Annotated in this window: 17 protein-coding genes; 6 read left to right on the top strand and 11 right to left on the bottom strand. The window is 53.7% G+C overall.

Annotated elements, in window-relative coordinates; all coding sequences use genetic code 11:
- The first annotated feature begins 160 nt into the window (after positions 1-160).
- Positions 161-691, top strand: coding sequence for a tRNA adenosine(34) deaminase TadA (tadA, locus tag HMY34_RS02515; RefSeq protein WP_202717749.1), 531 nt, complete (start codon positions 161-163; stop codon positions 689-691).
- On the opposite strand, the gene HMY34_RS02510 is transcribed toward tadA, so the two are convergent.
- From HMY34_RS02510 to queC, 4 genes are all read right to left on the bottom strand, one after another.
- On the bottom strand, positions 668-2,350 hold the full coding sequence (locus HMY34_RS02510) for a hypothetical protein (protein WP_202717748.1): 1,683 nt from the start codon (positions 2,348-2,350) through the stop codon (positions 668-670). The genes tadA and HMY34_RS02510 overlap by 24 nt on opposite strands.
- Before the next feature lie 43 nt (positions 2,351-2,393).
- Positions 2,394-2,882, bottom strand: coding sequence for an MEKHLA domain-containing protein (locus HMY34_RS02505; protein ID WP_202717747.1), 489 nt, complete (start codon positions 2,880-2,882; stop codon positions 2,394-2,396).
- Positions 2,879-4,774, bottom strand: a complete 1,896-nt coding sequence (gene parE, locus HMY34_RS02500; RefSeq protein ID WP_202717746.1) for a DNA topoisomerase IV subunit B — start codon at positions 4,772-4,774, stop codon at positions 2,879-2,881. Before parE ends, HMY34_RS02505 begins: the two co-directional genes overlap by 4 nt.
- Before the next feature lie 105 nt (positions 4,775-4,879).
- On the bottom strand, positions 4,880-5,569 hold the full coding sequence (queC, locus tag HMY34_RS02495; protein ID WP_202717745.1) for a 7-cyano-7-deazaguanine synthase QueC: 690 nt from the start codon (positions 5,567-5,569) through the stop codon (positions 4,880-4,882).
- A 120-nt stretch (positions 5,570-5,689) separates the two neighbouring features.
- Here queC and HMY34_RS02490 point away from each other — a divergent pair, with 120 nt between their 5' ends.
- Both HMY34_RS02490 and HMY34_RS02485 read left to right on the top strand, forming a co-directional pair.
- The gene (locus HMY34_RS02490; protein ID WP_202717744.1) at positions 5,690-6,892 is read left to right on the top strand and encodes an iron-containing alcohol dehydrogenase; all 1,203 of its coding nucleotides are present in this window, start codon (positions 5,690-5,692) and stop codon (positions 6,890-6,892) included.
- Complete coding sequence (locus HMY34_RS02485) at positions 6,892-7,527, top strand: uracil-DNA glycosylase family protein (protein WP_228288038.1); 636 nt, start codon at positions 6,892-6,894, stop codon at positions 7,525-7,527. The genes HMY34_RS02490 and HMY34_RS02485 overlap by 1 nt, the downstream gene beginning before the upstream one ends.
- Here HMY34_RS02485 and bamB read toward each other — a convergent pair.
- From bamB to ndk, 7 genes are read right to left on the bottom strand one after another with little or no spacing between them, the layout of a single operon-like run.
- Positions 7,501-8,661 (bottom strand): outer membrane protein assembly factor BamB, encoded by a 1,161-nt coding sequence (gene bamB / locus HMY34_RS02480; protein WP_202717743.1) that lies wholly within the window; start codon positions 8,659-8,661, stop codon positions 7,501-7,503. The two genes, HMY34_RS02485 and bamB, sit on opposite strands and share 27 nt — an antisense overlap.
- A gap of 10 nt (positions 8,662-8,671) precedes the next feature.
- A complete protein-coding gene (locus HMY34_RS02475; protein WP_202717742.1) occupies positions 8,672-9,298 on the bottom strand; it encodes a YfgM family protein in 627 nt (208 codons plus the stop codon).
- A 35-nt stretch (positions 9,299-9,333) separates the two neighbouring features.
- Positions 9,334-10,614, bottom strand: coding sequence for a histidine--tRNA ligase (hisS, locus tag HMY34_RS02470; RefSeq protein WP_202717741.1), 1,281 nt, complete (start codon positions 10,612-10,614; stop codon positions 9,334-9,336).
- A 2-nt stretch (positions 10,615-10,616) separates the two neighbouring features.
- The gene (locus tag HMY34_RS02465; protein ID WP_202717740.1) at positions 10,617-11,786 is read right to left on the bottom strand and encodes a RodZ domain-containing protein; all 1,170 of its coding nucleotides are present in this window, start codon (positions 11,784-11,786) and stop codon (positions 10,617-10,619) included.
- Positions 11,787-11,802: 16 nt separating this feature from the next.
- Entirely contained in the window at positions 11,803-12,534 is a 732-nt protein-coding gene (gene pilW, locus HMY34_RS02460) for a type IV pilus biogenesis/stability protein PilW (RefSeq protein ID WP_202717739.1), read from the bottom strand.
- Positions 12,535-12,541: 7 nt separating this feature from the next.
- Positions 12,542-13,648, bottom strand: a complete 1,107-nt coding sequence (gene rlmN, locus HMY34_RS02455; protein WP_202717738.1) for a dual-specificity RNA methyltransferase RlmN — start codon at positions 13,646-13,648, stop codon at positions 12,542-12,544.
- Between the two features lie 19 nt (positions 13,649-13,667).
- Positions 13,668-14,099, bottom strand: coding sequence for a nucleoside-diphosphate kinase (gene ndk, locus HMY34_RS02450; RefSeq protein ID WP_202717737.1), 432 nt, complete (start codon positions 14,097-14,099; stop codon positions 13,668-13,670).
- A 162-nt stretch (positions 14,100-14,261) separates the two neighbouring features.
- Between ndk and HMY34_RS02445 the strand changes: the two genes are divergently transcribed.
- The 3 genes from HMY34_RS02445 (at position 14,262) to HMY34_RS02435 (ending at position 17,929) form a co-directional block, all read left to right on the top strand.
- Positions 14,262-15,962 carry a hypothetical protein gene (locus HMY34_RS02445; RefSeq protein ID WP_202717736.1) on the top strand — a complete coding sequence of 567 codons (1,701 nt, stop codon included), beginning with the start codon at positions 14,262-14,264 and terminating at the stop codon, positions 15,960-15,962.
- A gap of 16 nt (positions 15,963-15,978) precedes the next feature.
- Positions 15,979-17,349, top strand: a complete 1,371-nt coding sequence (locus HMY34_RS02440) for a leucyl aminopeptidase family protein (RefSeq protein ID WP_202717735.1) — start codon at positions 15,979-15,981, stop codon at positions 17,347-17,349.
- 91 nt (positions 17,350-17,440) lie between these two features.
- Complete coding sequence (locus tag HMY34_RS02435) at positions 17,441-17,929, top strand: hypothetical protein (RefSeq protein WP_202717734.1); 489 nt, start codon at positions 17,441-17,443, stop codon at positions 17,927-17,929.
- The last annotated feature ends 6 nt before the right edge of the window (positions 17,930-17,935 follow it).

The raw sequence follows: 17,935 nt of genomic DNA, 5'->3' as shown, positions 1-17,935 counted from the left end.
CCGTTTATCGGTCAAATTAACGTATGGTAAAAATATTCGAAAATTTGTATCCACAGTTGCTGGATGTCCGCAAACCTCTCGTAGGAATGAGAGGGCGACGGCCAGTCGCCCCTACGAAGAACGTCCTCTGTAGGGGCGATCGGCGGTCGCCCTCTTCAGCATGAAAGAATCTCTGCTATTAGCCCAAAGCGATGCTCCAGTGAATACCTCGTCAGACGAACACTGGATGCGTCACGCTCTAACCCTTGCCCGCAATGCATGGCAGCAAGGTGAAGTCCCCGTCGGTGCGGTCATTGTGCGCGATGGTGAAATCCTCGCCGAAGGCTGGAATCAACCCATCACCCGCCACGACCCTTCCGCTCACGCCGAAATGCTGGCGTTGCGTTTGGCAGGTCAAGTAGCAGGCAATTACCGCCTACCCAACACCACCCTCTACGTAACGCTCGAACCTTGCCTAATGTGCGTCGGCGCAATGCTACACGCACGGGTAGAGCGAGTGGTATTCGGTGCGTATGACCCAAAAACTGGCGCGGCTGGCAGTGCTTTCGACCTGCTGCAACACCCGCGCCATTACCACAAGATCGCGGCAGTGCAGGGCGGGGTATTGCAGGAAGAATGCGCTACCTTGTTGCAGGCATTCTTCCGCGAACGGCGGGCAGTGGCAGCCTTAGCCAAACCAGCGCCGGAATAGACGACTAAACCACGATTCGGCTGCTGGCGCTGGCGTCGGGGTAGCAGGTGCTGGCGGTGTGACGGGTGTAGTGGGCGGGGCTGATGGCGTAGGTGTTGGTGGAGGGGTAACGCTAGGTGCTGGGGGTGTCACGGGTGGCACTGGCGTCGGGGTTGCGGGTGGCGTGGGCGCTTCACTCGGTGCGAGTTGCGCACCATTGGCGAATTTGATGATTTGTTCAACAATTGCTGCCAGTGGCTGGCCTTTGGCGCTGGCTGATTTCGCCGCTGCTCGCCAAGTAGAGGGGACAGGCGCTCCCCCTGTCCACGCGCCCGTGGCTTGCGCTTCATAAGCTGTTTTGGCTTTTAGCCCCTTGCCCGGTGTCCACAGGAAATCGGGGTGTTTGTTGGTATACCATTCGCCGCCGATGATATTGCCTGCCGCATCCAGCTCCAGATCGTAGTAGTAGGTCACTTTCTGAATGGAGTCTTTGGCAGGGCTATCGGTGGTTTCGTGGTTCGGGCTGGTTTCGACCACGTAGGATACATCCATCCGCACTCCGACGATGGATTGGGTTTGAGCACTGCGGTAAGTCTTGAATTTATCGTCGGTGAATGCCGCTTTGCTGACGGTGGCAGCCGCTAACGTATCGGCATATTGCATGACTTGCGGGTTGAAATAACGGTATTCGTAAGCGTACAGCGGTTGATTCCACACTTCGTAGTCGAAGGTAACATCCAGCACCATGCTGCGTTTACCCGCGCCAAGTTGATTGACGATGGCTAAATGCCAAGCACCGGGGTTGGTGTCAAAACAGTTTGCGGATTTCACGCGCCCGGTTGCGGGGTCGGTTGCAGGCGCTTTGTCGTTACAACGCCCGCCGATAAAGCGGGTAGCACTGGCGGCGTTTGCCCACAGCAGTGAGGCTAAGCCTTTAATATCAGAGGGATAAAATGTGATCGCAACATTGCTGGGGGTTTTGAGCGTCACGCTTTTGGTAGGGCGTGCCAACATGTAAGCAGCCGGTGCCCACCCGTGACAGATACCCATCCAGCTTTCGACGGAGCCGTTTTTGTCATAATAATATTTGCCGTCTGCCCACATTTTTTTGGTGAGGGTTTCATTGGCGTCGCCGATCAGCGCATCGTATTTTTCAGCAGGCGAAAGGTTATTGATTTTACTGGCATTACTGCTGGCAAGGATCGTCGCCGCAGGCGCAGCGCGGACGTAATCGTAATTCTTTTTCCAGTCCGAATCTTCTGGGAAATTAGGGTCAGCATAACGTGCGCCGAGAATCCCTTTGTAAATTGCCCAGTAATCGTCTGACCAAGGTGATTCGGCGAGTGTGGCTTTTTTCAGACCAGCCGTTTCCATCTCACTGAGTTTGTTGTAAGTCAGTGCATCGACCAAATTGACCGGCTTATCGTTTGAAGCAATCGCCGCACGGGTGGAAACACTGCCCGGTTCGCCCGCAGAGGGTTGCAGGATGTCCATGCGTTGTTCATCACGCGCTGCAATGTAGTCTTGGTTTTCAATAGCCGTGCGTGAAAACAGGGTTGCGCCGGTAACGGGATTGCCTGCGGCATCGGTTTTCGGCGGTTGGCGATTCATGAAGGCTTTGGGGTCTTGTGCAAAAGCCGCGAGATCAGCATTGATTTGCTGTTCAATAGTCATTGTCATGTGAAACATCTCCTTGTCCGCTTGGCGGGTTGCCCTGATATTGTTATCCCTGACTATAGCGTGTTCTGGTGATTTCTGGCAGATATTCCCACTGGTCGAAGTAAGCAGCCTGCCCCGCGTAATTGCCTTGTGCATCCCGCAAGTTCCACACAATGGCTTGGCGAATCAAAAAACGCCGCCCGCTGCTGGAAATGCGCACCCCCGCGTAATCGTCAATGTAACCTTGGCGGGCAACGGTTTGCAGCAAGTGTTCGCGTTCTTCGCGTACTAACGCTTCGGCGGAATAGCGTGAGGGCAATTGCGTCAGTGTTTCCCAATCCATTTCAAAGACTTCTAGCGCTTTCTGATTGCCGTAAGTGAAGAGTGGGTCAGCATCGGTATTGTGCGAGAGCAATACAAACGGTGCTGCGTCGAGCGTGTGCGCTGTGCTGACACCTTGCCATGCCAGCCCCGCCAAATCGCGCCCGACGTAATGGCGAAAGCTGGAATGCAGCAAGTGCAAATGCGCGGTGAGTTGGGCTGTATCCATCATACGCTTGCCAGATTGCCTTTGGTTTCGAGCCATTGTTTGCGGTCGCCAGCGCGTTTTTTTGCCAGCAACATATCCATCATCAGGTCGGCGGCATCGGTGTCGTCGAGGCTAAGTTTCACCAAACGGCGCGTATCGGGGGCAATGGTGGTTTCGCGCAATTGCAACGGGTTCATCTCCCCTAAGCCTTTGAAGCGGGTCACAGCGACCGTGCCGCGTTTCTTTTCGGCGGCGATAATGTCGAGACGTGCCTGTTTTTCAGCTTCATCCAGCGCGTAATAAACTTCCTTGCCGATGTCGATGCGGTACAACGGCGGCATGGCAACGAAGACATGACCCGCTTGCACTAAGGGGCGGAAGTGTTTGACAAATAAGGCACAAAGCAGCGTGGCAATGTGCGCCCCGTCCGAATCCGCATCGGCGAGAATACACACTTTGCCGTAGCGCAATTGGCTCAAATCGACATTGCCCGGTTCTACGCCAATCGCCACGGAAATGTCGTGTACCTCTTGCGAACCCAGTACTTGTTCCGAATCGACTTCCCACGTATTCAGAATTTTACCGCGCAATGGCATGATGGCTTGGAATTCGCGGTCACGTGCTTGCTTGGCGGAACCGCCTGCTGAATCGCCTTCGACCAAAAAAAGTTCGGTGCGGGTGGTGTCTTGTGAGGAACAATCCGCGAGTTTTCCGGGGAGGGCGGGGCCAGCGGTGACGCGCTTGCGGATGACTTTTTTGCTGGCTTTTTGGCGTTTGGTGGCGTTATTGATCGCTAATTGCGCGAGTTGTTCGCCAATGACGGTGTTGTTGTTGAGGTAGAGGCTGAAAGCGTCTTTGATTGCGCCGCTGATGAAACTCGCGGCTTCGCGGGAGGACAGACGTTCTTTGGTTTGCCCGGCAAATTGCGGGTCTTGCATCTTGAACGACAGCACGAAGGCGATATTTTCCCACACGTCATCGGGGGTGAGTTTCATGCCGCGTGGCAATAGGTTGCGGAATTCGCAGTATTCGCGCAAGGCATCCGTGACACCCGTGCGCAAGCCGTTAACGTGTGTGCCGCCTTGCACAGTCGGAATCAGGTTAACGTAGCTTTCTTGGATGGCAGTGCCGCCTTCGGGCAACCACAGCAATGCCCAATCGAGCGTTTCACGCGGCGCGGTGAGCGAGCCGGTGAACGGGTCTTCGGGCAGGGTGATGAATTCGCTGACGGCTTCGTTGAGGTAATCGCGCAAACCGCTTTGGTAATACCATTCGGTCACTTCGGGTTCGGTGGTCGAAGCGTCGGTGAAGCGGATGCGTAAGCCGGGGCAGAGAACTGCTTTTGCGCGTAAATTGTGCTTGAGGGCTTTAACGCCGAATTTTACGGTATCGAAGTATTTGCCATCCGGCCAGAAATGCACGGTCGTGCCGGTTTCACGCTTGCCTGCTTTGCCGATGACTTCGAGTTCGCTGGCTTTGTTGCCGTCGGCAAACGTCATGCGGTAAAGCTGGCTGTTGCGCTTGATGGTGACTTCGAGCTTGCGTGACAGGGCATTGACCACGGATACGCCGACACCGTGTAAGCCGCCGGAGAATTGGTAGTTTTGGTCGGAAAACTTGCCGCCTGCGTGCAGGGTGCAGAGGATGACTTCGATCCCCGGTTTGCCTTGTTCGGGGTGAATGTCGACCGGCATTCCGCGTCCGTTGTCGGTGACGGAGACTGAGCCGTCGGCGTGTAGGGTTACGTCGATTTGGTTGGCGTGTCCGGCGAGGGCTTCGTCCACGCTATTGTCGATGACTTCTTGCGCTAAATGGTTGGGGCGCGTGGTGTCGGTGTACATGCCGGGGCGTTTGCGCACGGGGTCGAGTCCGGTGAGGACTTCGATGGAAGAGGCGTTGTAAGTGTTGTTGGTCATTGGTTTTTCTTGATGGGGGTTGCGGAAGTGTGCGAAGGGTTGTCAACTCCACGCAATGATTCTACTGGAAGTTTGTGCTCGTGCGGTATTTTGATCTGTAGACGGTCACAGGTCATAGTGCAGCAACAACGGATCAGCAACGCCCGCCTCCGCAAAGCCTTTGGCACGCAGCAGGCAGGAATCGCATTGCCCGCACGGTTTGCCGTCATCACCGGGGTCATAACAACTGCTGGTCAGGCCATAATCCACGCACAGTTCCAACCCTTTACGGATAATATCCGCCTTGCTCATCTCAATCAGCGGCGCATGGATAGTGAGCTTATTGCCCTCAACCCCGCTTTTGGTCGCAAGATTCGCCATCGTTTCAAACGCGCTGATGAATTCCGGGCGGCAATCGGGGTAGCCCGAATAATCGAGCGCATTCACCCCCACAAAAATATGGTTAGCGTGCAACACTTCCGCCCAGCCCAGCGCGAACGATAGAAAAATCGTATTGCGAGCGGGGACGTAGGTGATCGGAATATCCGCTTCCATCGCGGCAGTATCACGCCCTTTCGGAACAGCAATATCAGCCGTCAACGCCGAACCACCAAAAGCACGCAGGTTAATATCAGCAATGACATGTTCCTTGACCTGCATCGCCGCCGCCACCCGTTGCGCGGACGCGAGTTCGATGCTGTGGCGCTGCCCGTAGCGGAACGAGAGCGCGTAGGGTTCATAGCCTTGCGCTTTGGCAATGGCAAGAACAGTGGTGGAATCGAGTCCGCCACTGAGAAGAATGACTGCTTTTTTCATGGATTCGCGTCGGTTTGCTAGGAATCAAGCGCGAATTATGGCGCAGGTGCAGGCGTTGCGCTAGTTGCTTGGATGCGTCATGCTTGCCTGCGCTTAAGCTTATTCAACCGGAGTCGCCTGATGCAAACCACGCTTGCCTCTTTTTCCATCGCCCGCTTGCCACGTATCGAATTCGGCGCAGGTGCTATCCGTAAGTTGCCCGCGATTGCCGCGCAATACGGCAAACGTTTGCTGATTATCACCGGGGCTGGCTCCTTCACGGATTCTGTGGCTGCTGAGGCGTTGTTTCACGAGCTGCAAGCGGCTGGTTTTAGCTGGGAAATTCGGCGCGTGACGCAAGAGCCTTCCCCGCAATGGGTGGATACCACCGTCGCCGCCTGTAATGCCTTGTCGGATATGGATTTTGATGCGGTCATTGGAATTGGCGGTGGCAGTCCCTTGGATGCTGCCAAAGCGTTGGCGGGGCTGCTCAAACCCGGCAATTCGGTGCTGGATCATTTGGAAGGTGTCGGCCCCGAATTGCCGTATCAAGGCGCTGCCACACCGTTCATCGCTGTGCCTACCACGGCTGGCACGGGTTCAGAAGCCACCAAAAACGCGGTGCTGTCGGTGCAGGGCGAACACGGTTTCAAGAAATCGTTTCGGGATGATCGCTTGGTTGCCGAATACGCCATCATTGACCCCGATTTGCTGGCAACTTGTCCACCTGCACAAATTGCAGCCAATGGCATGGATGCGTTCACCCAGTTGCTGGAAGCTTACGTGTCCATCCGTGCCAATCCGTTGACCGATGCGCTGGCGTTGTCGGGCATGGAAGCGGTGCGCGATAGCTTGCTAAATTTCTACCATGACCCCAGTGATAGCGCGGCTCGCGGCAAAATGGCTTACGCTGCTCTGTTATCGGGCATTTGTTTGGCGCAAACGGGGCTGGGTTCGGTGCATGGCGTGGTCGCACCGCTGGGAGCGTTTCATCCGATTGCCCACGGAGTCGGCTGCGGCATGTTGGTGGCTGAAGCCACGCGCTTAAACATTGACTTGATGGAGGCCAATGAACCCGAGAACCCCGCATTGGTAAAATACACCACGGTCGGTAAATTGTTCCGAGGGCGCAGCCATGTTGATCCGGTCGGGGCGCGGGTGTTTTTGGTACACACGCTGACCACCTGGGCGCATCAATTGCAATTGCCAGGCTTGGCAGATTTTGGGGTCACGGAGGCGGATATTCCGAAAATCGTGGCGCATTCACGCGGTTCCAGCATGAAAACCAACCCGATTACGTTGACCGATACCGATATTGCGCACCTGATTCGGGTTTGCTTGTGATGACTTTGCCCGCGTATGCCCCCGTCGATTTGGTGCAACACCAACAAGCCTTGCGCCAATGCACGCTTTGCCCGCTGATGATCCGCCCGGTCATTACTGGCGAACCCGTTGTGTCACCCGTGATGTCCATCGGGCAAGCGCCCGGTATCCACGAAGCCAAGGTCATGCGCCCGTTTGGTTGGACAGCAGGCAAAACCCTCTTCAAATGGTTTGAAGGGATTGGGTTAGATGAAACGGCATTTCGGCAACGGGTTTACATGGCGGCAGTTTGTCGGTGTTTTCCGGGCAAGCAAGCGCAAGGCGGTGATCGCGTTCCCTCCACGGAAGAGGTGACGAATTGCTCACGCTGGCTGAATGCTGAAATTCGCCTATTGCGCCCGCAACTGCTGATTTTGATTGGCAAGTTAGCCATTAGCCAATTTCTTAGCGCCAAAAAGTTGGATGAAGTGGTGGGGAAATGCCATCGCACGGTGATCGACGGACGCGAAGTCGATTTGCTGCCGTTGCCGCATCCGTCGGGTTTGTCGACGTGGTTTCGTACTGAGCCGGGAAAAACCTTGTTGCAGGATGCGCTGCAAGCCTTGGCAGCACACCCCGCTTGGCTTGGCTTATTGGATGCTGAAAGCCGCGAGTAAGCCGCTTTTCCCTAAGGTATAAACAACATTGCCGTCTTTAACGGGGGCGACGGTGTAGCCGGTTTTATCGCCTTGGGTGCGTGCCGCCACTTGCCCGTTGCTGGTATTGATCCAATGCAAGTAGCCTTGGTAATCGCCGATGACGAGGTATTGACCAAGTAGCGCTGGCGCAGTGGGTTGGCGACGTTGCAGGTCATCCATTTTCCACACCGGGTTGCCGGAAAGCGGTTCCAGTTTCCACAGATCACCCGCGTCACTGCTGGTATACAAGCCGTTCGGGTCGGCATCCACGCCGGTATAGCTGGAGTAGGGCGCTGCCCAGGCGACACTGCCGTCACGCATATTGATGCCTGCAATTCGCCCGTTGTAACTCGCGGCAAACAGCGCTTCGCCCAAGGCTTTCATCTCGCCATCCACGTCGGTCATGCGGTCAAGATCGCTGCTGCCGCGTGGCACGGACAGGGTAACTTCCCACAGCCCTTTGCCGCTTTGCATGTCGAAAGCTGTGACCACACCGTTATCGAAACCGGCGATGACCATGCCGCCCACGACAATCGGAGTGCTTGCGCCACGCAACGAAAGCGTTGGGCTTTTGCGCCCTTCACGCCAGAGAACTTGCCCGTTTTGGGTGGAAAGGCCGTGCAAACCGCCATTACTGGTGCGGAATACTACAACACCGTTATTAGGCGCTGATGCTGCCAATACTTCACTGCCCAAGGGCGTTGACCAGAGAATTTTGCCGGTTTGCCGCTCCAATGCAAGCGCATTGCCGTTGCCAGTGCCGAGGAATACGCCACCTGCGCCGCTGCTGACGCCGCCGGTCACACCACCCTCAAGCGTGGTTTGCCAGATCTGCCCGCCGTTGGCTTTGCTCCACGCACTGGCTGAACGCCCGCCAGCCACTAATACGGCACTGTCATCCACTGAGGGGTGGATGCGCACGTAGTCTTTGCCGCTGCTGCTGCCCGTGCTGACTTGCCATAAGGTGCGCACGGTGGCAGTGGCTTTGACTTCTTTCAAGGCTTTCGGTGGGTTTTCCGTTTTGGCAGGAATAACCGCTGTGGTCATTTGTGAGAGTGTGCCGCAACCCGATAAGGCGACAGCGACGAGCAGGGCGACGCTAATGTGTTTCATGGTGTCCTTGTTAGGTTCCCTCACCGAGGTTGTCACGTTTCAGTTTGATCAATTCGCTGGAACTGCCTGCCGCGCCCAGCATGGCTTTGTCATAAGCCGCGCGTGCGTCGGTGGGTTTATTTTGGGCAACGTAAATGTCGCCTTTCAGCTCGTCAATCAGTGCTTGATACGCCTCAGGGTAGGTTTGGGTGATGAGCGTTTGCGCTTCGTCCACTTTTTTCATGGCAAGCAAAACGCGGGCGAGGCGGATATTGGCAAGGTGTTTGAAATCCGCTTCCTTGCTATTGTCGATGACCCAGCGCAGGGCGGTGGCTGCCGGTTCGTATTCGCCTTTTTCAGCGTATTGCTGCGCCGCTTTCATGCTGGCAATCGCCGCATACGGGGTGGAGGCGTAACCGCTTTGCAAGGCTTGGATGTCTGTTTGCGCTTGTTCCAATGAGGTTTCACTGGCTTTTTCGACTTTGGCATAGAGCGCCGAGGCTTCTGCCGCCGTGGTTTCTTGGTAGTCTTTCCAATATTGCCAGCCGAATAAACCGCCAATTGCCAGTGCGATACCGGCTATGACGGAAGTGCCGTTTTCTTTCCACCAAGCTTTGAGTTCTTCGACTTTTTCATCATCGGTTTTGTAATCAGACATGAGTTTGCCCCTGAATTATTGAGTTAAGTTGGTATTTATTGTGTTTTTTCAAGCAAAACAGCAAGGTGTTGCGCCACTTGGCTGAGCGGGAGCGTAATCTGCTCACCGCCGTCACGCAAGGGTTTGAGGCCGATTTCGCCACGTTCCACTTCATTTTCCCCCAGAATCAGGGCAAAGCTGGCGGAAGATTTATCAGCCCGTTTCATTTGGGTTTTGAAACTGCCTTCGCCACCATTGCTGATCAGGCGCAAGTCGGGCAGGGCATCACGCAATGTTTCTGCCAGTGTCAAGCCGGTTTGAATCGCGGCTGTGCCTGCCATGATCAAATAAACATCGGGGGCGGTGACGGGTGGAGTAATGCCTTGGGTTTCCAGCAACAGAATCAGGCGTTCCAAACCCATGCCGAAGCCCACACCGGGGGTCGGTTTGCCGCCCAATTGTTCCACCAAGCCGTCGTAACGCCCGCCTGCACAGACGGTACTTTGTGCGCCGAGATCATCCGTTACCCACTCGAATACCATGTGGGTGTAATAATCCAGCCCGCGTACCAAGCGCGGGTTGACTTCGTAGGCAATGCCCATGCTGTCCAGTAAGGAGCGCAATGTCGCAAAGTGTTCGCGGGAAACCGCATCCAAATGATCGTGCAGGCTGGGTGCTGCGGCTACAATTTCCTTCAGGTCAGGATTTTTGGTGTCCAAAATTCGCAACGGGTTGGTGTGCAGGCGGCGTTTGGAATCCTCATCAAGTGCATCGTGATGCGCGGTGAAATACTCCACCAGTAATTCACGGTAAGTATGACGGCATTCGGGCGTGCCTAGCGTGTTTAATTCCAAACGCAAGTTGCGCAGCCCAAGGCTTTTCCATAACCGCGCAGTCATGGAGATGAGTTCGGCGTCAATATCCGGCCCCGCCATGCCGAACGCTTCCACGCCAATTTGGTGGAATTGACGGTAACGGCCTTTTTGGGGGCGTTCATGGCGGAACATCGGGCCGGTATACCACAGGCGTTGTTGCTGATTATGCAGCAGCCCGTGTTGAATTCCGGCACGAATACAGCCAGCCGTACCTTCCGGGCGTAAACTTAAGCTGTCATCGTTGCGATCGGTAAAGGTGTACATTTCCTTTTCAACAATATCGGTCACTTCGCCGACAGCACGCGAAAACAAATCGGTTTGCTCGACGATAGGCATACGGATTTCGCTGTAGCCGTAGCGATTCAGCAAGGTGCGGGCAGTGTTTTCAAGGTACTGCCATGCGGGGGTAGCATCCGGCAGAATGTCATTCATCCCCCGGATAGATTGGATATTTTTGCTCATGCTTACTCGACTCGGAAACGGGCAACGCTGCCTTTGGTGTGTGTGGTCAAATCGAAGGGTTGACCATTGACGAAAATCTTAACGCCCGGTGCATTACCGATTTTGACATTCAACGGCGGTGTGGCTTTGAATTCTTTAATGTTGCCAGCCGTGTTGAGGGACTCGAACAAGGTCTTTTTATCATCACCTTTGATTTGCATCCAGACTTCTTCGGCGAATTCCATTTTGATGCTGACTTCACCGGCAATGGGCGGCGTGGTGGCATCGGTTGGCGTTGCAGCGGTATCGGTCGGGGTTGTTGCCGGTGGTGTGACGGGTGTTTCTGACGCAGTAGCAGTAACGGTTGGCATTGCAGCGGTATTTGGTGCTGGTGTTGCGGGCGTTGTTGCAGGAGCGGGCGTTACGGCGGTTGTTTCAGCCGCTTTAGCCTCGGTTGGCGCAGCGGTATCTTGAGTGCTTGTAACCGTTGCTTCCGGTGCTGGTATTGCGGGCGTGGCAGGATTCTGCGTCGCTTGATCGCTTGGTGCGGTTGCTACCACTTCAGAAATAGGTGCTGGCGCTGGTGTGGGAACGCTGGGTGTTGCTGCTTGCTGAGCTTGTTGTTCGGCAGCGGCTTTTTCACGTTCCATGGCTTCTTTTTGCGCGACGTAAGCTTCCATGGCGGACGGCGGGCGTTGTTGGGTGTCGGGCGGATTGGTTTGTGCAGAAAACGATGACCAAGTATGATTTGCCCAGTCACGCACCCCCGGAATCATGGAAAATAATCCCAATAATAATACTAACGCTCCAAACCCGATGAATTTCAGGGTGGAGGTTGACATCATGGGCTGTGCCACTTTGTTGAGCGGTCTAGCGGGGGCAAAGTGATGGGCAATTTCATCGGGTTTTGCGCCGCGCAGGGCTTCATAAGTGCGAATCAGCTCTTTAGCGTCAATGTCTGCCAGTTTAGAATAGCCGCGCAAATAGCCCCGAACGTAAGGCGGTTCGGGCAGGTGAGCGAAATCTTCCCGCTCCAGTGCTTTAATAATATGAGTGGACAGGTGCAGTTCTTCCGCTGCTTGTTCGATGTCAAGTCCCGCTTTTTCGCGGCAAGCCACGAGCAGGGCGGTCAGGTCGCCGGGTTGCACCGCAGCAGATGTCCTTTCTTCGACTGAGTGGGCTGTCTCTGTCACGTGTCCTCCAGTTTAATCAATCAATTTGGCTGGCAGCGCTGCTATCGGGGAATTTTTCCCGCAAGGTGCTGGCACAGGCATCCGCTTTATCCGTTTCATTCAAGCGTGTTTGTACTTGGTAACACAGCAGCAAACTGTCCGGGGTTGCCGGTGCTACTTCATTATAGCGGTAAATAAACGCTTCTGCCTTGGCTGGCTCACCTTTTTCATGGTGCAATCTGGCCATCTGGTAAAGCGCTTCCGAGAAACGGTCGTTTTTTTCCAGTGCTTGGCGGAAATACGTTTCTGCTGCTGCCACATTGCCCGCTTTTTTGGTGCAAATGCCTGCATTGGTGTAGGCAAATTCCGGCGTTTTATAGAGCGGATCACTGAGCGCTTTGAGAAAAGCCGTTTCTGCGGCGGCATACTGTTGCGTGCGACACAGGTGTGAGCCGTAGTTATTCAGTAAATCGGAATCGTTGGGCGTAAGACTGAGTGCTTTGCGGAAGTGTTTATTCGCTTTAGCATCATCCTTCAAACGTTCTTGAAGTAAAGCATAATAATGGTGTGCCGGTGCGGAACGCGAATCTTGCGCCAAGGCTTTTTCCAGATTCATATTGGCTAAATCCAAACGCCCTTTCTGCAAGTAACCGATGCCTAGTTGGGTGTAATAACTGCCCGTTTTGTCATCAGTGCTGGAAGTTGTGTTGGAGCAGCCGCCCATGCTGCTAATCAACAGCGCCAACAATGCATACGTTATTATTTTCATTGCTATTTTATGACCGTTCGATGCGTGCGAAATGTATCTCTCGGCGACTTTTGTCATTGACCTGACCTGCAAGTTGCCCGCAAGCAGCATCAATATCCTCGCCCCGTGTTTTTCTGGTGATGACAGTATAACCTGCTTCGGTCAGAATATCACGGAAACGGTGTATGCGATTGTTACTAGAACGTTTATAGCGCGTTTCGGGAAACGGGTTGAACGGAATCAGGTTGATTTTCGAGGGAATGCCTTTCAGTATTTTGGCGAGTTCGTGGGCGTTGGCATCGCTATCGTTGATGCCATCCAGCATCACGTATTCCCACGTAATGTGATTGCGTTCGGTGGTCTTTCTCTCCAAGAACTGGCGGCACATGGCGAGCAAGTCCTTGATCGGGTATTTGCGGTTCAATGGCACGAGTTGGTCACGCAATGTGTCATTCGGTGCGTGCAAGGAAACGGCAAGCGAAACATCCAGCGTATCGGCTAAACGATCCAACGCAGGCAATACGCCAGAGGTGCTGAGGGTAACGCGGCGTTTGCTCAGACCGTAAGCATTATCATCCATCATCAAGCGTAAGGCATTGATGACGTTATCGAAATTCAGCAAAGGTTCGCCCATGCCCATCATCACCACGTTGCTGACGACGCGAGCGCCTTTGGGGTCAGCTTGCAAGGTGCGTTTGGCGACCCATAATTGCCCGATGATTTCTGCCGTCGTTAAATTGCGGTTGAAACCTTGGCGAGCGGTGGAGCAGAAGGTGCAATCCAGCGCACAGCCGACTTGCGAGGAAATGCACAGCGTGCCGCGATCGTCTTCGGGGATGAACACGGTTTCAATGGCATTGCCATCGTCCAGCCGCAGCAACCACTTGTGGGTGCCATCGGCGGATTGCTGATCCATTACAATTTCCGGGGCGCGAATCACGGCATTATCCGTTAAAAATTGGCGCAGCGGTTTGCTGATATTGGTCATCTGGTCAACACTGTCGACATTAAGCTGGTGCAGCCATTTGATGATTTGGGTGGCACGAAACGGCTTTTCACCGATGGAGGTGAAATACGCTTTCAGCCCTTCATGGCTAAAATCCAGCAGATTGACTTTCTTAACAGTGTCAGACACAGATGACGTTTACCTTAAATTAACGAGTGCGTGGGCACAGACCGTCTGTACCGAAGAAGTAAGCGATTTCAATCGCGGCATTTTCTGCGCTGTCAGAACCGTGAACGGCATTTTCGTCAATGGAATCAGCGAAGTCTGCACGGATTGTACCAGTGTCTGCATTCTTAGGGTTAGTTGCACCCATCAATTCGCGGTTTTTAGCAACCGCATTTTCACCTTCCAGCACTTGCACCATGACAGGGCCAGAGGTCATGAATGCCACCAAATCACCGAAGAACGGGCGCTCTTTGTGTACAGCATAGAAACCTTCAGCGCGTTCTTGGCTCAGGTGAACCATTTTTGCAGCAACGATTTTCAGACCAGCGTTTTCAAAACGGCTGTAGATCTGACCGATCACGTTTTTAGCCACTGCGTCAGGTTTGATAATGGAAATGGTTTGCTCGATCGCCATGCGGGATACTCCAGTAAAAAGTTAAGGCTATAATTGAGGGCGCAATTGTAATGGGTGTGCATCATGCAGGCAAAGCATATTCGTCGCATCGAGTGCAAACCCCGTGCTAGACTTCGTTGCAAACGGTAAATCACAAGCAATAATCGACGAAAAGGACTTAATATGCTGGCGAAACTGACCCGATTGGTGATTATGGGTGGCGTGTTGTCACTGGGTATAACGGGCTGCGGTACGACTACCGGCGGCAAAACGGCGACAACGGGTTCTACCTCTTTGTCTGCGGCGAAAGGTGCATTTTCCACGAATAATTCAGCCTCCCCATTGGGCATGAATACTAACGAGATTTTGGAAAGCGATGCGAGTATGCCTTTCATCGACCTGATGCGGGCAGCGATGCCCTTTCAGGAAGCCAGCCCCTGGTTGACCAAAGGCAATGTGGTTTACGACACCAATGGTTGGCCTGCCAATTTAAATGGCGGGCAAGCGGGGACACGTTTCCTTTCCAATTTACCCGCTGCGGTTATTCCTGAAGGCACGTATACCGTGTTGTATGACGGCGAAGGCGAGATTCAGTACATGAATGATGCTGCCTTGGTCGAGCGCCAACCGGGTCGTGACAGTATTACCATTGCAGCCGGTGATGATGGCATGTTGAATACATCGTTGCTGATTACCCGCAGTAATCCACAAAACTACGTGCGCAACATCCGCATTCTGCCACCGGGCGGGATTTGTGCGAGTAATCCGTTTCAGCGTGTGGCCTCTGCCGCCGCGTGTGGGGATTTCAAATCGTTTGTGGAACATGCCGATAGCATTATTTTCAATCCTGATTTCATGGCATTCATGAAAGATTTTCGCTCGATTCGCTTTATGAACATGAGTGGCGTGACCCGCAGTGATGAACGCGCTTGGTCAGATCGCAATCAATTGAGCAAGGCAACCTGGGGTGGCAAAGAAGCCACGCGCGGCGCACCGCTGGAAATTCAGGTGGAACTCGCCAACCGTTTGAATGCTGACCCGTGGTTTACGCTGCCGCACGAGGCAGACGATAATTACGTGCGTGAATTTGCGTCTTATGTGAAACAGCACTTGAATAGCAATCTCAAGCCGCACATCGAATACAGCAACGAGGCGTGGAATACGATTTTCACCCAAGCTAACTACATGATTGATAAAGGGATGCGTTTAGGGCTGGATTCCAATGCGCAGCGTGCCGGACACCGTTATTATTCGCAACGTTCCGTAGAAATTTTCAAGATTTGGGAAAGCGTGTACGGCGGTTCTGAGCGTTTGGTGCGTATTTTGGCGGGCTGGACGGTGAATGATAAGTTGACCGAAACCGTGTTGAGCCATCAAGACGCTTACAAACACGTGGATGCCTTCGCGATTGGCCCGTATGTGTTCGGTGGTCATGCGGAACTTCGCAATGTCAGAACGGTTGAAGAAGCCTTTGACTTGATTAATAACCCGATTTACCGCCATTCACTCGACAAAGAAATGGGTTATGTGCGGATGCAAAAAGCGATTACCGATAAATACGGTTTGCGCTTGGTGGCGTATGAAGCAGGGCAGGGTTTGGCGGATTTCAAAACCAAAAGCGATGATGAGTTCCCTAATCCGGTGTTGTTTGCGGCTAACCGTGACCCTAGGATGCGCGGTGTTTACGACCGTTTGTTGAATGCTTGGAAAGCCGAGGGTGGTACATTGTTTATGCATTACACCGCGCCGCGTACTTTTACCAAGCACGGGCCATGGGGTACGAAGGAATACATTACGCAACCGACCAGTCAAGCACCGAAATACCAAGCATTACTCGACTTTATCAACAGCACCCCGTGCTGGTGGGATGGCTGTAAGCGTTAAGATTCAGGGGGAAATGATGTTTACACACGAAAAACCGGCACATTCGGTGGCGATTCATCCGTTATTGCCGACAACGTGGGAGGCGTTTAGCGCCTCTCTGCCTGAGGCGGAACGGCAATGGGCAAAATTGCATGATTTTAAGGCGAATGCAGGGCAACTGTGCTTGATTCCAGACGGGCAGGGTGGCATTAGTAAAGTGCTGGTGGGCTATAGCGCCGACGCTGGAGTACGTTGGGCGTTGGCGGCATTGCCGAACAAATTGCCAGGCGGACATTACCATCTGGCGTGCGATTGGTCGGCAGAGGCGCAGTTACAAGCGAGCATTGGCTGGGGTTTAGGCTATTACCGCTTTGAGTATTACACCAAGCCGGATAATAAAGCCCGCCCGGTGTTATTCGTGGAAAATCAGCAAGCGCGTGCCAAAGCCTTTGTGCAAGCGGTGGCATTGGTACGGGATTTGGTGAATCAACCCGCGAATCACATGATGCCGGAGCATTTATCTGCCGCTGCGCAGGAATTGGCACGTGCGTTTGATGCCGATTTCAGCGAAATTGTGGGCGATGCGTTGCTGGCGAAGAATTACCCCGCTATCCATGCGGTGGGGCGTGCCAGTGCTCATGCGCCGCGTTTGCTGACTTTGCAATGGGGTAATTCTGAGCATCCGGCGGTGACGTTGGTGGGCAAGGGCGTGTGTTTTGATACCGGCGGTTTGGACATTAAACCGTCGCAATACATGCGTTTGATGAAGAAAGATATGGGTGGCGCGGCGCATGTGCTGGGCTTGGCGCGATTGATTATGCAGTTGCAGCTTCCGGTGCAGTTACGGGTGCTGATTCCGGCGGTTGACAATGCGATTGGCGGGGATGCGTTTCGCCCCGGCGACATTTTGGCAACCCGCGCGGGTAAATCGGTGGAAGTGGATAATACCGATGCCGAGGGGCGTTTGGTGTTGTGTGATGCATTGGCGGATGCGGTGAGTCACAAGCCGGATTTGCTGTTGGATTTTGCGACGTTAACCGGCGCAGCACGGGTGGCGTTGGGGACAGAAATCCCCGTGTTTTTCAGCAATAACCAAGCATTGACCGCTAAACTGCAAGCGGTAGCGGCGGATGCGGAAGAATTGATTTGGAATCTGCCGTTGCATCGCCCGTATTTCGATCAGTTGAAAAGTGGCTGTGCCGATTTTACCAACAGCGGCGGGAGCTATGGCGGTGCAATTACAGCGGCATTATTCCTGAATGAATTTGTGCCGGAGTCCACACCTTGGGCGCATTTTGATGTGATGGCCTGGAATACCCGTGAACGCGCCGGTCGTCCGGTGGGTGGGGAGGCGATGGGCTTATTTGCCGTTTATCACTATTTAGAAGCCGTTTATCGCGGCGATTGAACTTTTGCGGACTCTTTCGTTCAGTTTCGATTCATTTTTCTTATTCTGGTCTATAATCTAAGTATTAGAGTGTTAGATAGGTTGGAATACTATGCAACGACGGTACGCGGCGCAGCGTAACATCGCCCGTCATTTTGCTTTGGGGATCGCCCTAACAGGATTGATGCTAACGTTTTTAGCAGCAGTTCTGTTGGTGTTCCCTTATAAGCTGGCAGCGAACCCTGAAGTACAGGGCGAGCTGCTGTATGATTTGTTGGGAAGTTTGGAATACCAAGACGATGGGCGTTTCAGCCCAGTTGATGACCCTGTGATGCAACAAAACCTGAAAACGTTGACGACTCAAAAGCGTTTAAACGGGCGTGAGGGCGTGGCGTATATCCTGAATGTGCGCAATGGGATGGTGGTATGGCAGTCAGCTCCGGTTCGCGCAGAACTGGGAGTCGTGGCGGTGGATGACACTTACACCATGCAATTCAAGCAAACCCCTACGCATCAATTGGCAGTGCAAAATTTCTGGCTAAAAGCGGCAGGTAATGCCCGTGTGGAATTCAGGATGGTGGTAGCATTGCCAATTCATTGACGTTGC

The sequence above is a fragment of the Thiothrix subterranea genome, assembly GCF_016772315.1.
GTDB lineage: Bacteria > Pseudomonadota > Gammaproteobacteria > Thiotrichales > Thiotrichaceae > Thiothrix > Thiothrix subterranea.
Note: the sequence above shows the minus strand (reverse complement) of the source record. Positions and strands in the feature narration are given on the sequence as shown.